Below are 21,367 nucleotides of genomic sequence, written 5' to 3'. Positions count from 1 at the left end.
CAAACAGAAGGCGATTAAGCGTCTTTTAACAAGCGTCTTTTAACCAACCGTTCGCCACGGCCAGATCAATCTGCTGGCAGGCGTATTGCCACAGTTTTGGCGTGACTTGCTGCAGGTATTCGTTACGTTTTAGTACTTGTGACTTTGTGACACCGTGACGTACCCAGCTACCGCCACCGTTCGCCATGTTTTGTAGCAACGGCAGAATGCGATCCATGCCTTTTGCAAAGCGGGCATCGGCAGTTTGCGCTTGTTCGAACTCCAACCACAGTGCTTTCATTTGCTCAAACTGAGCCGTCGGTAATAAGCCAAACAGGCGATTTGCCGCCTCAATTTCTTTGTCTTCCTGACCATCTAACTCTTGCTGCGCGGCAAAGGCAAATGTGTCACCGGCATCAATTTCCACAATATCGTGGATCAATAGCATCATGACCGAGCGGTTTACATCTACCGGCTCTTCAGTGTATTCACTCAGTACGTTAGCCATCAGGGCGATGTGCCAGCTGTGTTCGGCACTGTTTTCCTGACGGTTGTTGTCGGCTTTCACCGTGGTCTGGCGGTAAACGGCTTTCAGGCGATCCAGCTCTAGGATAAACGCCAATTGTTCTGGAAGGTTTTGCATAACATCCTCTGTGTTTGGGAGCGCTGCCTGCGGTGAGCGTTCCCCTTTTTGTTGTTCTCGTTGTTGTTATTGTTCAAGCTATCTTTTTTATATCAATGCGTAAGCATTATTCGCCTGTGGCACGGCCAACAGAATGGCGTTTTACCAGGGTGGGAACGAACATGCGTACGGTCGCTTCCCCGGCATCTTTCTGCGCCAGCTTTAACGATAGCATCGCGGCTTGTTCTGCCATGATGTGGATCGGGTAGCGAATCGTGGTTAATTTCGGGTGGAGATATTTCGCAATCAAGCCATCATCGAAGCCTATCAGGGATAAGGTTTCTGGCACCTGAATATGATTATCTTCCAATACCGATAGGCTGCCCGCCGCCATGTAGTCGTTATAAGTTGCAATCGCCGTGATCGGCAGTTGCTTCGAGAGCAGGGCGATCATGGCTGACTCGCCCCCTTGTTCATCCGGCGTGCCGTACTCTATGTAACTGTCATTATGAGGAAGGCCATGCTCAGCCAGTGCGGCCAGATAACCGGCCTTACGTTGTTCAGTATCTTCGATATCGTGGTTAGAGCAAATATAACCAATATGCTGGTGGCCGTGTTTGATCAAATGTTCTGTGGCCAGATACGCCCCTTTGTAGTTGTCTAACGCAATGCAGCGGGTGGCGATTTCGGGAATATAGCGGTTGATCACAACAAGGCCCGGCACTTCTTCAGCGTAGCGGATCAACTCATCGTTGGATAAGCCCTTGCTGTGAATGATTAAGGAGTCACAGCGACTGTTGATCAGCAGTTCAATGGCTTCACGTTCGGTTTGTGCATCATGGTAGCCGTTACCAATCAGCAGTTGTTTGCCCTGTTGGCGTACCACGTGGTCAATGGCTTTTAGCATCACACCGAAAAAAGGGTCTGAGACATCACCCACCACCACGCCGACCGTATTGGTGGATTGGCTCACCAGTGCGCGTGCATTGGCATTGGGACGATAACCCAGCGCGCTCATTGCTGCGGTGACAGCGGCAATGGATGCCTGACTGGCTTTCGGGGATTGGTTAATCACACGAGAGACGGTGGCAACAGAAACGCCAGCGGCTTTCGCCACATCTTTAATGGTCGCCATGAAGGCTCCTTGTTATCGACACGGATTTATGGCACTTGTCTTGAAATTTGAAATGGGTGACCGGATGAATAGGACATTCACCGGCCAATGGGGCTATTAAACCGCGTCTGTGAAAACAGTGCAATCGACTTACACAGCCTTTTCATGTAATGGGATATTGATCGTTTAAAATCAGTAAGTAAGCGATATGTAACCGTTATCACACGCACGTTCACTCTGTTCACAGAAAAACGGGCAGAAGTTGACCGTTTCAGGCGTCAATGTGGCATAAGTGGGTGTGATGTTGTTCGAGAAAAGCGTGATGATCATACGCCTGGAGTGTAAACCGAGGAGGCGCTATGACATGGTCATGTGAGAAAAGTAACGCCCTAATCCCGACCATCGATGAGATATGGTTAAGCTGGGACGAGGGCGTACTGTTAGTGTGATTATCGAATGGCCGACTATAGCTGTGTTAAGGTCTGGCTCACTTCAATCGGCCCACCAAACGCGGTGACCGGTGGTACGGTACCGGTGTACTTTTCAAAATCGACCAAGCACGTATTGGCGCTGGTGGCTTGTGCCAGTTCCGACGACGGAATGTCCTGCGTTAAGGTGTTTGGATCGCCATAGGTGTCAATTGCACCGACTTTTTCATTCAGCGGGCCATACCAAGCGCCTTCTTCAATGCGGATCACACCGCGAGGGTAGCTGTCACTCAGCACAGCACCGGCCAGCAATTGTCCCCGGTCGTTAAATACCCGTACGAGATCGCCATCATGAATGCCTTTGGCTGCCGCGTCTTCCGGGTTGATGTAAACCGGTTCACGCCCTTGTACCGCATAGGTGGCACGGAAAGATTCCGACTCACACATTTGAGAGTGCAGGCGCTTATCCGGGTGGCAAGATTGCATCCAAAACGGATGTTTCAGAGAGCCTGGACCACCATGAGAGCGTTCGCTCTTTTCAAACCACATCGGATGCCCTTGGCAATGGTCGTAACCATAGCGAGCAATCTTACGACTGGTGATTTCGATAAAGCCTGACGGTGTCCCCAAGGCGTTGATTTCAGGATCTTGACGGAAATCGGCGTGGCGTACCCACGGTTTACCAGTGCCGAAATCTAATAAGCCCTGCGCCCAGAATGTATCAAAGTCCGGCATGGTAAATTGGCCTTTGTTGGCCGCCTGACAATCGGCGTACAGCGAACGTACCCATTCCATTTCATCCATGCCACGGGTGTATTCTTTATGGCGACCGAAACGGCGGGTGAGTTCGGTAAAGATATCAAAGTCCGATTTTGACTGGTATAGCGGATCAACCAGTTTGTGCATCGCCAGCAAACCTCGGCCACTGTAGGAGCCATAGACATCAATATCGTTACGTTCAAATTGGGTACAGGCAGGCAGTACGATGTCTGAGAAGCGACAGGTAGCCGTCCAGGCATAATCAATGGTCACCACGGTTTGCAGTTTCTGAAAAGCACGCTTCATGCGGTTACGATCCTGATGGTGATGCCACGGGTTATTACCGCTGATCACCATCATTTTGTACTCTGGCAGGATCACGTTGCTGCCGTTATAGCGGATGGTTTTGCCCGGCTCTAACAGGCAATCTACCCAACGCGCAACCGGAATGGTGCGGCTGTAGCCATTAAAGTCGTTGTTATCCCACTTTGGTTTAAAGCCCTCATCGACATTACGTGGGAAACCACCCGGCGCGGCAAAGCCGGTTGAAGGCACACCAATGCCACTGTAGTGATGACCATAGGAAATCCCGCCACCCGGCAGGCCAATTTGCCCGACCATGGCCGCGATCACTGCGCCCATCCAATACGGTTGTTCACCGTGTTCCTGGCGTTGAATACACCAGCCAAACAAAATTTGCGTACGGCCAGAAACCAGCATACGGGCAAAGTCTCGAATGCCATCGGCTGATACGCCACAGATCGGTGCCGCCCATTCCGGGGATTTTTCGATACGATCTTTGGTTTTTCCCTGAACGTAATTGATGAAGTCTTCAAAGCCGAGACAGTACATCTTGATGAAGTCTTTATCATACAACTCTTCGTTGTACAGGGTATGGGCGACCGCCAGCATGAACGCCACATCAGTTTGCGGGTTGATGTAGAGGTGATCGTTACCCAAATAACGTTGGGTTTTGTTCTTGACCGGATCGACCGATACGACATTGATCTCGCCGCTTTCAACCTTGGCTTTTAATTGCGCCAGAAACGGGTACGACTCATGGGTTTCACAGTTCCAGCCCACCTGCAGGTTTTTGACGGGATCATTTGCCCACAGCACGATGTTCTTGCTGTTATCCAGAATTTCAGACCACGAGGTGCCTTGTGCGTACACTTCGGTAGAACCCAGCACATACGGCAGAATGGTTTGGCCTGCACCTGTCGAGTAGTCACCGACTTTGGTGATGAAATTGCCGTGCATACCCACCGCGCGTTGCATGTGGCTGGTACAGCTGTGGAACTGGCCAGTTTGACGCCAGCCCGTTTGTCCGGCATGCAGTGCCCATGGACCGTAGTCTTTTTGAATACGTTCCAGTTCGCGGTAGAACAAATCTAAGGCTTCATCCCACGTGACACGAATAAAGCGGTTATCACCTCGGGTTTCTGCGCTGTATTTGTGTTTTTTCAGCCACTCTAAACGCACCATGGGGTAGCGTACACGAGAAGGGCTGTAGATGATCCCTTTGATACCGTTAAGCATTTCGGTCGGATGCTGATCGACTTCAATCGGCTGGATATCTTGTACTTTCCCTGCATACACGTGGGCACGGAATGCTCCCCAGTGAGAGCCAGAGACCTTCCACGAGCCAGTGGTTTCTACCGCAAACGCTTTATGACTGGTCAATAAACTTGGGCCAATGACGCCCACTGCGCTGGTGGTCGCCAGGCCTTTAAGGAAACTTCTTCGGGTTAAAGACATAGTGAGGTTACTCCATCCATTGCTTAGTGTGCGTCTTTAGAAAAATCAGACGAATGCTTTTGCAGGTACTTGAGTACCAGGGCTTCGCTGTCACGGTCAAAGTTCACGAATGCCAGCATACCGTTGAACATGCCCGGCCAAGTGTTGGCATCAAAATGGGCTTCCGCCGGTTGGGTATGACAGACCGAACAGTTGGTGGTGTAAGCCGAACGGGCTTTTTCCCATACCGGTGTGATGTCGTTGATCAGGGAATCTTTTGGCATCCACACTGTTGCTGTCACACGCTGCCATGGCAGGCCAGTCAGCTCATCCACTTTCTCTTCGTAGCGGCTGACGATCTGATCGTTCTGTGCGCTCTCTTTCAGCAGTGAAGCCACCGCGATGTTCATGCCGAAGTCTTCCTGAATCACGCGGCCATAGCCTTTGTCTTTACGCCAGCCCGCAATTTCGACTTCAACAGCATCTTTGTTTTCCGACAAGATCTTCACTGCGGATGCAGGATTCAACAGTCCGGCTTCTTTGGTTAGGGCGCTGTCTTCATAAACGGGCAGATAACGCACGCTGTATACCGTTTCGCCATCACGGTAACGGGTTTGATTGGCCAGTTGCATCAGCTCTGATACCAAGCCGCCGCTGCTATCCATGTTCTTAGGCAGGTGGTGCGCAATCCCTTTGTGGCAGTCCACGCAGCTTTGGTCACGCTCAGCGGCATTTTTCATTTGTACACGGGCTGTTGCCGACATTTTGCTGAAATCCATGCCGTCGTAGTCATGGCAATTGCGGCATTCCAGTGATTTATTGGCACTGAAGCGATCCCATTCGTGCTGGGCCAGAGTGAGTCGGCGATCTTCAAATTTCTCCGGCGTGTCGATAAAACCGGCAACGTGCGCGAACACTTCTTTGCTGGCTTGAATTTTACGGGAGATTTTTGCGGTCCAATCATGCGGTACGTGGCAGTCCGGACAAGTGGCACGTACCCCTGAGCGGTTTTTGTCGTGAATGGTGCCTGCGTATTCTGGGGCGACGTTATCTGCGTGACAGCTGACGCAGAAGGCTTCGGTATTGGTGGCTTCAAGTGCCGTATTAAACCCACCCCAAAACAGGATGCCTGCAATAAAGCCGCCAAGGGTTAAAACACCCAAACTGATGTGCACGCTTGGACGCGAAAACGTCTGCCATGCTTTTTTTAGAAATGCTTTCATTGTTGATTCTCTTTATGTCGTTCCTTGATAGTGCTTTTGCGTTAGATCCCGTGACCGGGAGGTCCAAACACAAAGAGCTGCAACATCCAGACGGTAAAACCGTAACCACCGACGGCGATGACACTGAGGAGCGGGAAAAGGACAACGGTGATGAAAAAAAAAGCCATCCATTCGCGCGTTTTCACCTTTTTATCTGACATGCTAAGACGATTATCCATAGAGTTATCTGCCTGTTCAGGAGGGAATAATGGGAGTTCATAAAAGTGATAAATATATTTTCAAGGAATGGTAAGGGATGGAGATTCTGCGATTCAATGCGTTAGGCACAAGAATTAATAAGCAGAGTGTGGTTTTTTGAAGTGAAACGGAAAGGTGAATAAATAAATAATAAATATATTTATAAATGATCAATTATTAAAAAATATGAAAATGTGGTTTTGTTGGATTTAAGGAATGGGGTACGGTTTTTACACATTTTATCGTATAGAATGCGTGAAAATGTAATCGATATCATACATTCCGAGAAAGAAACTATTGCAATGTATGAAAAACAGGGCGCGTAGTGAATGAGATGTGTGCTTTTGTGTTTCAGTGTTCAAATCCCATGACACGTAAAGTGCCATGGAAAGTCAGCCATAAAATTCCCGGTAAAGGGGGAATTTTATGGCTGATAGGCGATTGAAGAAGTGATATCGATGAATGCTAACGTGCGGTTTCAAACGCGAGGGCTTTTTTCTCGATCTGACGAAAAATAAGCGTTAAGCAACCATTCACTGCTAAATAGAACGCGCCTGCGACACTGAACACGACCAAGGTGTCGTAAGTTTGGGCATTGATCCGTTGGGCATAGCCCATGATGTCCATAATGGTGATTGTACTGGCCAGCGAGGTGCCTTTGAATACCAGAATCACTTCATTGGAGTACGCCGGAATAGCACGGCGAATCGCGTAGGGCAGCAATACCCCTAACGTCACCTTGGTGTCCATACCTAATGCACGGCACGCTTGCCATTGGCCAGAAGGGATCGCATTAAACGCCCCTTTGAATAACTGGCTGCTGTAGGCCGCCGTATTCAAGGCTAACGCTAACATGGCACAGAACCACGGTTGGCTTAACCATTCCCAGGCAATGCTGTTTCGCACGGCATCAAATTGTCCTGGACCGTAGTAAATCAGGAAGATTTGTACCAGCAAAGGGGTGCCAGTGAACAGGGTAATGATGCCGCGACTAAGCCAGTGCAGAACCGGTGTGCGCAGGATCAGGGTCATTGTCATGGCCAGCGCCAACAGGCAGCCCACCAACAGTGACACAGCGGTTAATTCTAAACTGGTGACCAAGCCATGGACTAATTGCCAGATATGCTGTTCATTCATGCGCTTGCCCCTTGTGTGTTGCCGTCTTGCACGCTGTATTTCTTATCAAGCACTTTCACAAAACGCTGTGTGATCAACGTAATGACGAGATACACGGCCGCAGCAGAAGCATACCAAGTAAAACTTTCGTGTGTAGCAGCGGCGGTTAACTGCGCTTGCTTGAGCAAATCGGTGACGCCAATCAAAGACACTAATGCGGTGTCTTTCAGCAGCACCAGCCATTGGTTTGTTAAGCCGGGTAAGGCGTGACGTACGGCTTGTGGCAAGACGATACGAATAAATGCATGGTGTTTGCTGATCCCCAAGGCGCTTGCTGCTTCGCGTTGACCATTAGAAACGGCTTTCAATGCCCCCCGCAGGGTTTGTGCGGCATAGGCAGCAAAGATCAGTGATAGGGCGATCACCCCGGAGATGAACGGGCTAAGTTCAATGAACTCGCCGGTGATCATAAACAGCACTTGGGTGGAGCCGAAGAAAATGAACAGAACAATCAAAAGTTCTGGCAAACCACGTAGTACCGTGACTAACGCTGTGGTTGGCCAGGCGATGACGCGATACCGAGACATCTCACCACCGGCAAACAGGACCGCTAATGCTAAACCGACAGCTACACTGGCGAAGCTGAGCTGGATGGTCACCCAGCTCGCTTCCAGTAGCGTCAGGGCATAACCTGATAACGCCATATATTACTCACTTATAAACAGACTTGCTGATGTAACGGGTACCTCGGCAGTCATTATTCGCCAAAGTATTTGTCAAAGATTTGCTGGTAAGTGCCGTTGTCTTTGACGGTTTTCAATGCTGCGTTAAGCTTGTTAAGCAGCGCTTCGTTGTCTTTGTTCAGGGCAATACCAAAGCCGTTACCGAAGTATTTGGCGTTAGTGACTTGGTCGCCGACATACACCAGGTTGTTGTTCTTCTTGAACCATTCTGCAACCACTGCTGTGTCACCGAACACAGAATCAATACGGCCATTTTGCATATCAATGAAGGCGTCTTGATAGCTCGCATAAGGAACTGCCGTCACACCATTCATTTGCTCAGTCAGGTAGCTCTGGTGAGTTGAGCCATTTTGTACACCCACACGCTTGCCTTGTAGGGCATTTTGATCCGCAACTTTGCCTTTAATGGCGACAAAAGCGGCAGAGTTGTCGTAGTACGCATCGGTAAAGTTCACGACTTTCAAACGTTGTTCGGTGATATCAATCCCTGAAATAGCTGCATCATAACGACGGAATTTAAGCGCAGGGATCAGGCTGTCAAAAGGTTGGTTGTGGAAGCTACATTTTGCTTCAATCACATCACAAAGGGCATTAGCCAGATCCACGTCGAAACCTTGAATTTGGTTGTTCTCATCCATGTATTCAAACGGGGCGTATGTGGCTTCCATGGCGAATTTGATTTCTTCCTGTGCGGTTGCGCTAAATGCAGTCAGGCCAATAATAGAAGCGAGTAGTAGTTTTTTCATCGCGATACTCCATGCGTCGTTATGTGCAGCATCACGTCAGGGTGTGATGCGCCGTGAGATAAAATTAAGTAAGACTAAAATTAATGGTTGAGGTAGTCGGCAAACTGCGGGGTCGCAGGGTGCGTGAAGGCCTCTTTGGTTCCGTGTTCCACCATGTGGCCTTTTTCAAGATAAAGCACATGGCTGGCAATCTTTTTGGCAAAATCCACTTCGTGAGTCACCACGACCTGTGTAATGCCGGTTTCGCTCAGTTGTTTAATGATGCTCACCACTTGGTTGGTGATTTCCGGATCCAGCGCAGCGGTTGGCTCATCAAACAGCAACACTTCCGGTTTCATCATTAACGCGCGGGCAATCGCTACCCGTTGTTGTTGTCCGCCAGACAGTTGTAGTGGCCAGGCATTGGCTTTGTCGGCCAGTTGCAAGGTGGTCAAGATAGTCATCGCTTCTTGCGTTGCGGTGGCTTTATCTTGTCCTAACACTTTCATGGGCGCTTCAATCAGGTTTTCCATGACCGTCAGGTGGGGCCATAAGTTGTATTGCTGAAAGACCATGCCCACTTTACGGCGTAATTTCAGTCCCGCTTTTTCACAGATCGGTTTTGAAAAATCGAACGCTTCATTCACGATACTTAATTCACCGCTGTTTGCGGTTTCTAATAAGTTCAACACACGCAGTAATGAACTCTTACCTGCACCACTTGGGCCCAACAACACTAAGGTTTCGCCTTGTTGACAAGTGAAGTCAACGTTATGGAGTACCTGCGTGTCACCGTAAAATTTATTGATAGATTTAACTTGAATACTCATGCTGACTTACTGCATTAATTGTCATCTGTGATTCATATTACCGATAGTGAGATCTTATGCAAGAAAATTGTATAAAAAATCTTTTCACGATCGCAGTTGTTCAATGAATGTACTATATGCATTTGAATTTACCACTTTAATCTTCGGTTTTTCTGAGTTTGGTCAACAGATGCTGAATAAGGATAAGCATAACAATAAGCCCTAAGTGCGAACTTATGCGAAAGTGCATAATGTGCGACAGGTTGGATGCGTCACAAACATCGTTGAGCTATGAAGGCGTCATCGGGAAATAGCAGTTAAAACATCCGGGATGATGCGAGAGAGGGCGATGAGAAAAGCGGTAGAGAATGAGCTAACAATGTGGCGGTAAAAAGCAGCGGGATCAAAAAAGCCACCTTACAGTGAAGGTGGCTTAATGAGGTTCAGTCAATCCTAACGGTGATTAGGCTGTCTGCAGTGCTAGCTCGTTGCGGGCTTTAACCACAAAGGCGTAACCGATCAGTGCCAGGAAGCCAGTGATGAACATGGCTGTGGTGACGGTCATCAGGCCGTACATAGCGAAAGCCGATACCAGACCGCTGGCTGCGAAACACACCATGGTTTGCAGGAAGTTCAGAAGGCCGGCTGCAGTTGCACTACAGTTTTTAAAATCTTCCAACGCTTTACTGATGATGATTGGGTAAATCGCACCGTTCGCTACCGCCAGGAAGCAGAATGGGATCAGGATTGGCCAGATGGTTTTTGGTTCTGTGTTCATTGAGATCAGGAACATCACTGTCACGCTACCCACGAACAATTTCAGAATCCATGGCAGCAGTTGCTGGCTGTCATATTTGTTCAGCAGCATACGGCAACCGTAACCACCTACGATGAACGCCACCGTTTGTGGTGCGTAGCTCAAGCCGATATCAGCACCTGAGTAACCCATTGCTGACATCACAAATGGTGAACCGGTTAGGTAAGAGAAGAACGCGGCAGAACATGCGGCGAAGATAATCATATTACCAATGAATTTTTTTGAACTCAGGATCTGACGGTAGTCTTGACGAAGCTGTACCGTGATTTTTTCCTGTTTTTTGTCCAAATTAGCACTTTCAGGCTCTTTCAGCGTCATGATGGCCAAAACAGCACCAAAGCCAACCAATGCGACGAAAATGCTGCGCCAGCCGAACTGACCTTCCAGCATTGCACCCGCAAGTGGCGCCAAAGCAGGAGACAAGGCGACAAGCGGCATGATGGTGGCAAATACGCGCTCAGACACTTTACCTTCGTAACGGTCAATAACCACAGCCTGCCAAATCACGGTCGCACTACATGCGCCCAGAGCTTGTGCAAAACGGGCCAATAGCATCATTTCTACGTTAGGCGCAAATGCACACAATACAGACGCGATGCTGAACAGTGTCATACCACCCATCAACACCTTGATGCGGCCGATACGGTCAGACAGTGGGCCGTAGATCAGCTGGCCTAATGCCATACCCAATAAGAAGATACTGAGCGTCAAACCAATCAAAGACTGTGACGTATTAAAATCGGCGCGAATGGTTTCAAACGCAGGGAGGTACATGTCAGTCGCCAAAAAGCCCAGCATACTGAGGCAGGCAAACCACAATGTTGTAATTTTAGAAGGTTGGTTAGTCATAAAAGGGTATCTATATACTGTATTACTATATTGTGTAGTTTATCGATGGTTTTCCCTGGTGTGAAACGGTAAAATTTCACCATTGCTTTCAAAAAATTTGATGTCAAATGTCGCGATAACGATTGCGGTGAGGGATAGATCAATGTTTTCGTATAATGACCTGCAAGTGATTGATGTTGTCGCCCGACGCGGCAGTTTCTCCGCAGCGGCAGAAGAGCTGCATCGCGTGCCCAGTGCGATCAGTTACACCGTCAGAGCCATCGAAGAGCGATTGGCTGTCGATTTATTTGTTCGCTTACATCGTCAGGTGCAATTGACGCCGGCTGGGGCCTATTTTGTTGAAGAAGCGCGTGGCTTACTTAAGCAAATGGAGCAGTTAAAGCTGCAAACCCAGCGTGTGGCGAATGGTTGGTCGCACAGTGTGTCGGTGGCGTTAGACACGGTAGTGCGTGACAGCCGCGTGAATACGCTGGTGCGTGACTTTTACCGCCAGTTTCCGGATATGGAATTGCACCTGACCATGGAAGTGTTTAACGGGGTATGGGATGCCCTGGCGGACGGACGGGCCGACATTGCCATTGGTGCCACTGCTGCTGTGCCTGTTAGCGGCCATTTTGATTATCGCGATATGGGCGTGCTGGCATGGCGTTTTGTTGTTTCGCCCGATCACCCGTTAGCGCGTGCAGAGCATGAGCTGGAAGCGCACGAATTGGCGCAGTATCCGGCGATTTGTTTGGAAGACACATCGCGTGTGTTACCCAAACGAACCACGTGGTTGATGGATAACCAGCGCCGTATCATGGTGCCCAATTGGCACAGTGCTATGTCGTGTTTGAAATCCGGCTTGGGAATCTGTGTGGTGCCAGAGCATATGGCTTTGCCGAAAATTGCCAGTGGAGAGCTGGTGGAGAAGCAATTGGCCGTGAAGCCGCCGGTCAGCCCGTGTTGTTTGGCGTGGAATAAAGAAAGCCAGAACCCGGCCATTGATTGGCTATTGGCGTATCTGGGTGACAGTGAGCAGCTGCACCGTGAATGGATGCGTTGATCGCTCTTTTCGGATAAGCGCCATAAACGAAACAGGCATGCCAATCTCGTGATTGGCATGCCTGTCAGCATTGTCAGCCCGATGTTCACTTACTGCCAGTTAGGCCTGTGCTCAGAACTTAGTGCCAAGAACCCAGCGCCTAGAACTCAGAGCTCAACGCTCTAGTTCTGCATTAAGCGTCTGCTTTTTCAGCTGCGTCTTCAGAGGTTGCCGCTTCAGCCGCTGCTGCTTGTTCGGTTTCTGCGTCTTTCAGAGAATCCATGTACTCTTCAATGGTCATGCCGGCCGCTTTTGCTGGCTCTTCGTATTTGGCACGATCCGCTTTAGAAATGTAACGAGGCTTATTGCTACGGTGTAACTTAGCATTCTTGCGCTTCTGGTGTTTCTTCAGCGCTTCATTGATTTTCTTCTTACGGTTCATGGGTAAGTCGTATCTTTTAAAAATGAGCGACGATTGTAGCGAGAAAAATGGGCTTGGCAAGGGGCGTTGTTTTTCATCACCTTGCCAAGCGATCCATCTTGGATGGAAATACAGGCTTTATGGCTGTTTCAGCGTTTGGTAGCCGACCCAGATGCGGGTGGCGGTGGTGACCCAACATAAGCTACCGAAAATCCATGCAATCAGTGCAAAGTGTTGGGGGAGTAAGCAAAACAGCACAAAACAGGCAATGGTCTCAGTGCCTTCGGTTAACCCGCCAATGTAATACAGGGATTTCTGTTTATACACCGGGCTTTCAATGTTGCGTTTGCTGGCCATGATGGCAAAGCTGAGAAAACTCGATCCCGTACCAATGAAAGCAAAAATCAAGAAAGCGCCCGCCACGGCATTCGCTTCCGGATTGGCCAGTACAAAGCCAAACGGCACCAGTGAGTAAAACAAAAAATCCAGCGTGATATCGAGAAACCCACCGCAATCGGTGATCCCTTGTCGCCGAGCAATCGCCCCGTCTAACCCATCAAAAATGCGATTGACGAGAATAAACCCCAGTGCCCAGAGGTATTCCTGCATCATCAGCGCAGGCAGGGTACACAGGCCGATCACAAAGCCGCTGAGCGTGACTTGATTGGCAGTAATACCCAGACGATCCGGTAGGGCAGAAAGGGCGTTCAGCGGCCATCGAATCACTTTGATGGCGTAGCGATCTAACATGAAGGGGGTTCCTGTGAATGCGAGTGAGAAGATCCAGCGTCAACGGTGCTTGTTGGCCATGGCCAATGGAGTACGCGCCCGTCAGCGGGGACATCATCTTCATCATGAGTGACCATAATGGCCGGGATCTGGCGAGCCTGAATTTGTTCAAACACGAACTGACGGAATGCGGTGCGCAGTGTTTTGTCTAATTTGCTGAACGGTTCATCCAGTAACACAGCCTGCGGCTCAGACAATAGCATGCGCATCAAACTGATGCGGGCACGCTGTCCGCCGGAAAGGGCATGCGGTAATTTGTCGGCTTGTTCACTTAACGACAGAGCGGCTAACGTCTCGTTAGCACGTGCTTGCCGTTCTGCGCCTCGATACCGCTTAGGCAAACCAAACATCAGATTCTCCCGCACCGTTAGATGGGGGAACAATAAATCGTCCTGGAACAGCAGGCCGATTTTGCGTTCGTTTGATGCCAATGGCAGCACCGCCTGTTCAGCCAGTGTGATATTGCCGGTAAAGTGAAACGGTGGGGTCAGGTGACCGGCAATCGCGTTTAATAACGTCGATTTACCACAGCCACTTGGCCCCATCAGCGTGAACACTTCACCGTGTGATACGGTAAAAGACAAGGGGCCAAAGAGTTGATGCTCGCCCTGAAAGAGCGTGAAATTATCCACGGACAGTGTCATTGGCGTGGTGACTCCCTGAGTGTGTTGAAGATGTATCGCTTGGCCCATGTCCTTGCGATGAATACGGCGATGAGTAACGGGACGTTCGTCGGTTAATGAACACCGCAAGACCAAAAAACAGTAACGGCAGTAGACCCTGCAGCAGGCCATAAATCGCCATGACCCGGCGGTCTTGCCCGCTGGCTAAAGCGACGGCTTCTGTGGTGATGGTGCTGATCCTGCCGGCGCCCAGCATTTGTGTCGGCAGGTATTGCGCCAGACTGACACTGATCCCCACGGCCAATCCCATCAAGATAGCGGGCTGTACGATAGGGCGTTTCACCTGCCACCAGGTTTGCCATGCCGTTTTACCTAAACTACGGCTGCATTGGTCGAGACGGACATCGTAACTGCGCCATGCCCCTTCCAGTGATAAATACAGGTATGGAAACACGAAGAACAGGTGGCTCCAGAAAACCCATAACCCAAAATGTTGCCCGGGTACCCAGTAGGTAGCCACTTGTATGCCAAACAGCAGAGATAGCTGCGGCGTGACAAGAGGAATGGCCAGGATCCAATAAGGGATCGCCCGGTGGTAACGTTGTTTGTATTCCAGGCAACCGATAGTAAGCACTAAGGCGATCAGCCCGCTGCCAAGTGCAAGGAGCATACTGTGACCGGTGAGCGTAAGCAAGGGCTCAAGTTCTTGTTCCCAAAAGCGAAAACTGTAGCGGCTAGGCAGAAGATCAGGAAAGCGCCAGCGTTGGGCAAACGACCACACCAATAATGTCGGGATCACCAAAAGCGGGATCAGGACAAAAGGGGCGAACAGAGGGATGCGACGGCGAAGTGCAGTCGCACATCCCCTAAGGCGTGTGATCAATGCTGGGTGCAGCGTTTGTGGAGAGCCTGCACCGTTATACCTTCCATTCACAGCATGAGATGTAGAAACGAGTCCGCAATAGGTTGAAGCTGTCGGCCCGTTCAGTTGCCACGCGCGCGTGCCTCGAACGAGCAGCCATTCGAGCCCACGCAAACCAAGCAGTACACTGAGGGTGATCGCCAATAACAATAACGCGCCAGCCGCCGCACGGGGCAGCAGTTGTAAGTCTGGTTCATTGAACCAATGCCAGACTTGAATGGCAAACGTCGAGGGACGCTGTGGCCCCAAAAACAGCGCGATATCGACCACAGATAAACCATAAGCGGCAACCGCCAGTAACGGCAGACGCATCTTCGGCAGCCATAAGGGCAAAATCACTTTGTGCCAACTCTCATGATGGGTACATCCGAGGCTGGTGGAAACGGCTAGCAAGCGTTTGACCTGCAATTGTTGCAGCACCCCAATACTCATCAGGAGCAAAAACGGCGTCTCTTTGATCGCCAAAACGATCAATAGTCCGATCCCATAAGGGTCTTGCACCACATTGATGGCGTTATCTGTATTTAAGCCACTGGCTGCAAGCAGTCGGAAAAACCAACCGGTTGGCGCAAACAGCAGGGCAAAACCGATCGCAAAAGCCACATGTGGCAATGCAAGCATCGGGGACAAGGTGTTTTCTAACCGGCGCCATTGTGGGGTATCCCAATAACGGCGCAAGATAAAGAAGGTAAAGAGCAGTGCGAGGAGCGTGCTTCCTAGGCCGGTGAAAAGCGATAATGCGATAGATTCACCGAGTCCCGGCCAGCTCAGTAGTTGTTGCCAAGCGACCGCGCTGGGGGAATTGAGGCCTAAGGGTGGCAACCAAGAGGCAGCGGGTAACACAACGCCTAATAGCCCTGGGATCAGTGGTGCAACACACAACAGCAGAGCGAGCAGGTACAGCAGATGGATCATAATAAACTCAAACAGCGGGAGGGGCTTACCCTCCCGGCGAAACAGTGGCATGGGGGCTGTTAATCATTAACTGCCGTAACGTTTTTGCCACTCCAGTTCAATGGCGGTTAACCAGCTTGGGTGGGGCTCAGGAATGGCTTTATATAAGCTAAACCCCTGTGTGCCTTTACCATCACGATTGTGTTTTTTGGTGTATGCCAAGGTTTCTGATGTTAATACCGACGGATCGCCCCATAAGGTGGCATCCGCCTTACGTGCTTGCGCTTCAGGGCTCAGTAAAAAGTTGATGGCAACCAGCGCCCCTGCTTTGGCACTCGCATTCCACGGGATCGCCAAGAAGTGAATATTAGAGAGCGCCCCTTGTGTAAACGCATAGGTTTGCGCTGTCTCAACCAGGTTACCTTGCTCTATGGCGGCATTAGCGGCATTCGGGTTAAAGGTGATCGCCAACAGTAATTGTTGATCATCCAGCAACTGTACTGTTTCACTGGTCCCCGACGGGAAACGCTGCCCTTTGTGCCAAGCCACAGGGTGTAACTGATCTAAATACGCCCACAGTGGTGCGGTGACGCGTTCAAACCGTTGCTGCTCAGTGTTACTGTCAATGGGTTTGTAGAGCTCTTCCGGTTGGTCAGTGAGCTCTAACAGTGCGGCTTTCAGGAAACTGCTGCCATGAAACTCCGGTGGTTGTGGGTAGCTGATTTTGCCCGGATGGGCTTTTGCCACGTCCAGTAACTCCGCAAAACTGTGCGGGGGATTTTTCAATGTTTCTGTGTCGTGAATAAACACTAATTGTCCCACACCCCACGGTGCTTCAAGGCCTTCTGTCGGTTCTGTAAAGTCGCGATCAATCGGTAGGCTTTTGTCCACGTATTGCCAATTAGGCAGGTTTTCGACGAACGGCCCGTACAGTAGGTGACTGTGTTTCATGGAACGGAAGTTTTCACCGTTGATCCATACTAGATCGACACTGCCACCACTGTTTTTTCCGGCGGTTTTTTCGGCCAGCAAGCGCTGCGAGGTTTCTGCAATATCGGCAACTTTGACATGCTTCAGGTTGACCCCGTATTGGGATTTAAGCTGTCGACCCGCCCAGCGCAGGTAATCGTTGATTTCTTGACTGCCACCCCAGGCATTAAAGTAAACGGTTTGCCCATAGGCTTGTTTTTCAATCTCAGCCCAAGGGGTAGACGGCGAGAGTGATGCCGTTGTGGTAGCAACATCCTCCGCTGCCCACGTCGTGTGAGCGGCGAGGGCAAGGTGACTGGCCAAGGCCAGTCGAATCAGTGTGTTTTTCATGACGCGTTGGGTTCCCTGTTTATCATCAAGCACGTTTTTCTTCCGTTTTTTGTGCTGTGTTGTCGTTTGCCTTCGTGCGGCGCATCCAGCCGTGGTATTTCTCAACCCACGCTAACACACCTTGTGGGGCATTGGCTTTTTTCCAGACGCCTGCGGTGTATTTGGCGGCTTCGCTCATGGTTGGGTAAGGGTGAACCGTCCCTAAAATTTTGTTCAGCCCTAAACCATGGCGCATGGCTAAGGTAAATTCCGCCAGTAACTCACCGGCATGATGTCCCACAATGGTTGCCCCAAGAATGGTGTCTTTGCCTTTTGGCGTAATGACTTTGATGAAGCCTTCATCGGTACCATCGGTAATGGCGCGATCCAAATCATCAATGCCATAAGTGACCACATCAAACGCGATGCCTTTTTCAATGGCTTCTTTTTCATTGATGCCCACACGAGCCAGTTCAGGTGCCGTGTACGTTACCGCAGGTAATACAGAGTAATCGGCTTTGAATTTCTTGAATGTACCAAACAAACCGTTCACCGCCGCATACCATGCCTGATGAGCGGCCGCATGAGTGAGCTGGAATGGCCCTGCGACATCGCCGACAGCAAAGATGTTCGGGTACTGAGTCTGCAGGTACGCATTCACCTCAACCGTTCCGCGTTCTGTGGTGGTGATCCCCAGTTCCTCAAGACCAAACCCTTTCACGTTCGCCACACGGCCAAGGGCCACCATGACGGCATCAAATTCGACGGTCACGATGTTACCGTGGCGATCTTCCAATTCCGCGTGTTGAATCTGTTGGCCTTGCTCATCAGTGAAAGAGGCAAAGGACACCGCCTTATGGCCGGTTTTAACATCAACGCCATCATGAACCAGCTTGTCAGCCACTAATGCTGCCGCATCGCTGTCTTCGCGGATCAGCACTTGGTCGGCCATTTCCACCAAGGTGATGTGACTGCCCAAGCGAGCAAAACTCTGGGCCAATTCACAGCCAATCGGGCCGCCGCCCAGTACCAGTAAGCGCTTTGGTTGTTCGGTCAGTGACCACACCGTGTCAGAGGTTAGGTAATTTACAGTATCCAGCCCCGGAATATTGGGCACCAATGGGCGAGCCCCGGTGGCAATCACAATATTGCGGGTGGTAATGCGCTGGCCGTTCACTTCGACTTCCCAGGGTGACAGCACGGTGGCATCCCCTTGGATACAGTTCACGCCTAAGTCGGTGTAACGACTCACACTGTCGTGCGGCTCAATTTTGGTAATGACGTTATGAATACGGGCCATGACTTGTTGAAAGTCGACCTTGACGTCTCCGGTGGTGATACCAAATTCTTTAGCATGGGTAATTTCTGACATCGCGTGCGCGGCACGAATGAGGGCTTTGGACGGCACACAACCCGTGTTCAAACAATCCCCGCCCATTTTGTGGCGCTCGATCAGCGTGACTTTCGCTTTCACGGCTGCCGCAATATAGGCGCTGACCAAGCCGCCGGCACCGGCACCAATGACCACCATGTTTTGATCAAAGTGCGTCGGTTTTTCCCAGTTAGCATACACTTGGCGTTGCTTTACCCAGCCCATAATGGCTTTGGCCATGAAAGGGAAAATGCCCAGCAGCACCAACGACACTAACACAGGGGCCGAAATGGTCCCGGAGAGGGTGTCGATTTGGCCTAATTGTGTACCCGCATTGATGTACACCATAGTGCCCGCCAGCATACCGACCTGACTGACCCAGTAAAAACGACGTGTGCTGATCGGGGTTAAGCCCATAAGCAGGTTGACCAAAAAGAAAGGAAAGATAGGGATTAAACGCAGGCTGAATAAGTAGAACGGGCCTTCTTTTTCAATCCCGGTATTGATGGCTGCTAAACGGTGACCAAAGCGTTCTTGTACCCAGTCACGCAGAATATAGCGGCTGAACAAAAAGGCCAGAGTGGCACCGATGGTGCTGGCAAACGAGATGAGCAACAGACTCCACCAGAAACCGAACAAAGCGGCGCCGAGCAAGGTCATGATGGCCGCACCCGGTACAGACAGAGCGGTGATCGCGACATAAAGCATAAAGAAGATCAGGCTCGATAACAGCGGTGAATGTGCGATGGTATCTTGCAGTGCAATCTGTTGCGCTTTGGCTTGTTCTAACGTGAAGTATTGGCCGAGGTCAAAACCAATCCATAGTCCGATCAATGACAGGAGAATCCCTGCCAGCAGCATTTTTTTTCTGTTCATGACGAGCTCCTAGTGTTCATCCTTGTCGGCAGGCGAGGTGGTGTGCTCTGCCGCATTGGGTTGAATCGGTAATGAACAAAATCCCTGTTCAGGGACATCAAGCGCGGTATTAAATTTCGCTGACAGATTTTGAAAGGCAATCAGAGCGGTTAACTCAACCATAGCATCTTCATCGAACCAGTGTTTCAGCGTGTTGAGCATTTCGTCCGTCACGCGCTGACCTGTGATCGTCATCGCTTCTGTGTAGTACAAAACCGCTTGTTCTTGCTCGGTAAATAGATCGCTGTGCTGCCAATTGGCCAGGGCTTTGATTTTCTCTTCCGAGTCACAACGTTCTGCCAATTTCATGCCGTTTGCATCGACGCAAAACGCACAGTCATTAAGTTGTGAGACGCGAACACAAACCAGTGAGCGCAGGACAGGGGTTAACGGGGAACGTTTACGATCTAAGAAGCCGAAGAAACCGGCAACAAGCCAGAATAGAGCGGGTTTGCGGCCCCATAGCAGCGCAGGGTTAAGCACTTTGCCATAGTGGCGCTGCTGTAGCCATAACAGCGGTTTGATCAGAATGGAGTATTGACGTTTAGCTGAAATGCGCAAGGGAACCTCTGTGATTGTCTATGTGTCAGTGAGCAACCTGATAAAGGGTAATATTACCGAAATTATCAGGGAGTTATGAGACAAAGACCTTGAGGAGGCCGAATAAATTTCAGAAAACAGAAAAAAAGTGTCTACACGGTGTTTAATTGATGCTTATTTGAACAGTGCGCGACAGCGGTTGTTGACCCATTTGGCTTTTGGGTGGCTCCTTGAGCAGGATATAGCCACAGGCCATGATCGGCACGATAGCCAGCAACATGGTCTTGCCGATGTGGTAGCTGCGATACCAATATTTGCGGGCGCGAATTTTCAGTACTAAGCCCCAAAAGAGCAGGGCAACATTGAGGGTTGTCACGGCCATTAATACGTCATGTAACGCTTTAATGGGCGCTAACTCACTGTGGACGAGAAATAACAGAATAGTCGGAGGCAGGAGGCTCAGTAATACAAGCAGGCGCATAAGGCGAGGCCACTTACTGAATTTATCTTTGAACATTTGTTCATTTTGCCCGGGAAATGGCTTGGAATAATGCATGGTGACCCCCTTAACAACATGGTCATCATTTTACAAGCGTATTGGGCTATTGGAAGAAAATGGAAGGCTTAACCCGCAGGTTTGCGAGATAATTCAATGTTTGACATTAATTGACACTGTCTTGTCAATCAGATGAATAAGAAATGATAGTAATCATAGAAATATAAATAAGAGGTCATAAAACCTCTTATTTATATGTAACTTGTTTATATTAACTCAGTTTAGCTAATAATTCAGAGCGGCGTTCTTGTGGGATCACAGACCAATGACGGCCGCTAATTGCGCCTTCCAGCGCCCATAGCATATCGATGCTTACCGGGCCGGTGTGTGTATCTTGTAACGCTTTATACGCGTTAATTGAACCAGCTTCAAGTAGCTGATCTACCGTTGAAATACCGGCCTTCTTCAGCATGCGCTCGTTAGCAAGACGCAGGTTTGGTAGGTCTTTAATGCGTTCTGGACCTGCTGTGTTTTTTGTTTCTTTATCAACCTGCGCGGCAGCAAGAGAGCGTTTTGCTTGCTCGATGATTAGGTTGGTATCTTGCCACCAAGCATCAGGAATAGCGTAGTGCTTTGTTACAACTGGAAAACCACGTTTCTTATAAACATACGGTGTCAGACCCGCTTTTTTAAATTCTTTTTCGTTTTCAGCATTTGCACGTAGGTGCAATTGGTCATTAACGACAAGGGCAAACATCGTTTCGCCAGCGAATATACCAAATCCGCCAAACATAGAACGTGATTTAACGTCCTTAAATGCGCCAAAGAATAAACGTAGTGAATCTTTAAGTACTGGTTTGTCCATGCTTCTTCTCGATAGTTGTGAAATACGTCAACCGTCAACAAGCGAGGAT

At 49.9% G+C, this 21,367-nt stretch carries 20 protein-coding genes; 1 reads left to right on the top strand and 19 read right to left on the bottom strand.

Annotated elements, in window-relative coordinates; translation table 11 throughout:
• Positions 1 to 25: 25 nt before the first annotated feature.
• The 10 genes from ABT58_RS01835 to punC form a co-directional block, all read right to left on the bottom strand.
• Entirely contained in the window at positions 26 to 622 is a 597-nt protein-coding gene (locus ABT58_RS01835) for an HD domain-containing protein (protein ID WP_047872657.1), read from the bottom strand.
• A 106-nt stretch (positions 623 to 728) separates the two neighbouring features.
• Positions 729 to 1,736 (bottom strand): substrate-binding domain-containing protein, encoded by a 1,008-nt coding sequence (locus tag ABT58_RS01830; protein WP_047872656.1) that lies wholly within the window; start codon positions 1,734 to 1,736, stop codon positions 729 to 731.
• Between the two features lie 443 nt (positions 1,737 to 2,179).
• Positions 2,180 to 4,660, bottom strand: coding sequence for a trimethylamine-N-oxide reductase TorA (gene torA / locus ABT58_RS01825; RefSeq protein WP_047872655.1), 2,481 nt, complete (start codon positions 4,658 to 4,660; stop codon positions 2,180 to 2,182).
• 23 nt (positions 4,661 to 4,683) lie between these two features.
• Complete coding sequence (gene torC / locus ABT58_RS01820; protein WP_047872654.1) at positions 4,684 to 5,862, bottom strand: pentaheme c-type cytochrome TorC; 1,179 nt, start codon at positions 5,860 to 5,862, stop codon at positions 4,684 to 4,686.
• A gap of 41 nt (positions 5,863 to 5,903) precedes the next feature.
• Positions 5,904 to 6,080 (bottom strand): trimethylamine N-oxide reductase system protein TorE, encoded by a 177-nt coding sequence (gene torE, locus ABT58_RS23635; RefSeq protein ID WP_082210906.1) that lies wholly within the window; start codon positions 6,078 to 6,080, stop codon positions 5,904 to 5,906.
• Positions 6,081 to 6,564: 484 nt separating this feature from the next.
• A complete protein-coding gene (artM, locus tag ABT58_RS01815) occupies positions 6,565 to 7,236 on the bottom strand; it encodes an arginine ABC transporter permease ArtM (protein ID WP_047872653.1) in 672 nt (223 codons plus the stop codon).
• A complete protein-coding gene (gene artQ / locus ABT58_RS01810) occupies positions 7,233 to 7,919 on the bottom strand; it encodes an arginine ABC transporter permease ArtQ (RefSeq protein WP_047872652.1) in 687 nt (228 codons plus the stop codon). Before artQ ends, artM begins: the two co-directional genes overlap by 4 nt.
• A gap of 53 nt (positions 7,920 to 7,972) precedes the next feature.
• Positions 7,973 to 8,704 carry a lysine/arginine/ornithine ABC transporter substrate-binding protein gene (locus ABT58_RS01805; protein ID WP_047872651.1) on the bottom strand — a complete coding sequence of 244 codons (732 nt, stop codon included), beginning with the start codon at positions 8,702 to 8,704 and terminating at the stop codon, positions 7,973 to 7,975.
• A gap of 80 nt (positions 8,705 to 8,784) precedes the next feature.
• On the bottom strand, positions 8,785 to 9,513 hold the full coding sequence (gene artP, locus ABT58_RS01800; RefSeq protein WP_047872650.1) for an arginine ABC transporter ATP-binding protein ArtP: 729 nt from the start codon (positions 9,511 to 9,513) through the stop codon (positions 8,785 to 8,787).
• 442 nt (positions 9,514 to 9,955) lie between these two features.
• The gene (punC, locus tag ABT58_RS01795; RefSeq protein WP_047872649.1) at positions 9,956 to 11,158 is read right to left on the bottom strand and encodes a purine nucleoside transporter PunC; all 1,203 of its coding nucleotides are present in this window, start codon (positions 11,156 to 11,158) and stop codon (positions 9,956 to 9,958) included.
• Positions 11,159 to 11,300: 142 nt separating this feature from the next.
• Between punC and punR the strand changes: the two genes are divergently transcribed.
• Positions 11,301 to 12,203 (top strand): DNA-binding transcriptional activator PunR, encoded by a 903-nt coding sequence (punR, locus tag ABT58_RS01790; protein WP_047872648.1) that lies wholly within the window; start codon positions 11,301 to 11,303, stop codon positions 12,201 to 12,203.
• A 172-nt stretch (positions 12,204 to 12,375) separates the two neighbouring features.
• Here the strand turns inward: punR and ABT58_RS01785 are convergent, their stop codons facing one another.
• The 9 genes from ABT58_RS01785 to ABT58_RS01745 all read right to left on the bottom strand — a co-directional run bounded on the left by ABT58_RS01785 (position 12,376) and on the right by ABT58_RS01745 (position 21,318).
• Positions 12,376 to 12,624 carry a DUF2986 domain-containing protein gene (locus tag ABT58_RS01785; RefSeq protein ID WP_047872647.1) on the bottom strand — a complete coding sequence of 83 codons (249 nt, stop codon included), beginning with the start codon at positions 12,622 to 12,624 and terminating at the stop codon, positions 12,376 to 12,378.
• 117 nt (positions 12,625 to 12,741) lie between these two features.
• Positions 12,742 to 13,353, bottom strand: a complete 612-nt coding sequence (locus ABT58_RS01780; protein ID WP_047872646.1) for a CDP-alcohol phosphatidyltransferase family protein — start codon at positions 13,351 to 13,353, stop codon at positions 12,742 to 12,744.
• Positions 13,347 to 14,036 carry an ATP-binding cassette domain-containing protein gene (locus ABT58_RS01775; protein ID WP_047872645.1) on the bottom strand — a complete coding sequence of 230 codons (690 nt, stop codon included), beginning with the start codon at positions 14,034 to 14,036 and terminating at the stop codon, positions 13,347 to 13,349. The genes ABT58_RS01780 and ABT58_RS01775 overlap by 7 nt, the downstream gene beginning before the upstream one ends.
• Positions 14,017 to 15,852 carry an ABC transporter permease gene (locus ABT58_RS01770; RefSeq protein ID WP_047872686.1) on the bottom strand — a complete coding sequence of 612 codons (1,836 nt, stop codon included), beginning with the start codon at positions 15,850 to 15,852 and terminating at the stop codon, positions 14,017 to 14,019. Before ABT58_RS01770 ends, ABT58_RS01775 begins: the two co-directional genes overlap by 20 nt.
• Before the next feature lie 66 nt (positions 15,853 to 15,918).
• Positions 15,919 to 17,151: an ABC transporter substrate-binding protein gene (locus tag ABT58_RS01765; protein ID WP_047872685.1), complete on the bottom strand. Its 1,233-nt coding sequence runs from the start codon at positions 17,149 to 17,151 to the stop codon at positions 15,919 to 15,921.
• A 25-nt stretch (positions 17,152 to 17,176) separates the two neighbouring features.
• Entirely contained in the window at positions 17,177 to 19,378 is a 2,202-nt protein-coding gene (locus tag ABT58_RS01760; RefSeq protein WP_047872644.1) for an FAD-dependent oxidoreductase, read from the bottom strand.
• Positions 19,379 to 19,387: 9 nt separating this feature from the next.
• Positions 19,388 to 19,978, bottom strand: coding sequence for a carboxymuconolactone decarboxylase family protein (locus ABT58_RS01755; protein ID WP_047872643.1), 591 nt, complete (start codon positions 19,976 to 19,978; stop codon positions 19,388 to 19,390).
• Positions 19,979 to 20,120: 142 nt separating this feature from the next.
• Positions 20,121 to 20,513, bottom strand: a complete 393-nt coding sequence (locus ABT58_RS01750; protein WP_229821587.1) for a hypothetical protein — start codon at positions 20,511 to 20,513, stop codon at positions 20,121 to 20,123.
• Positions 20,514 to 20,724: 211 nt separating this feature from the next.
• A complete protein-coding gene (locus ABT58_RS01745; protein WP_047872641.1) occupies positions 20,725 to 21,318 on the bottom strand; it encodes a TfoX/Sxy family DNA transformation protein in 594 nt (197 codons plus the stop codon).
• Positions 21,319 to 21,367: the final 49 nt, after the last annotated feature.

Origin of the sequence: Photobacterium aphoticum (assembly GCF_001029435.1) — a bacterium.
GTDB classification, from domain to species: Bacteria; Pseudomonadota; Gammaproteobacteria; order Enterobacterales; family Vibrionaceae; genus Photobacterium; species Photobacterium aphoticum.
Note: the sequence above shows the minus strand (reverse complement) of the source record. Positions and strands in the feature narration are given on the sequence as shown.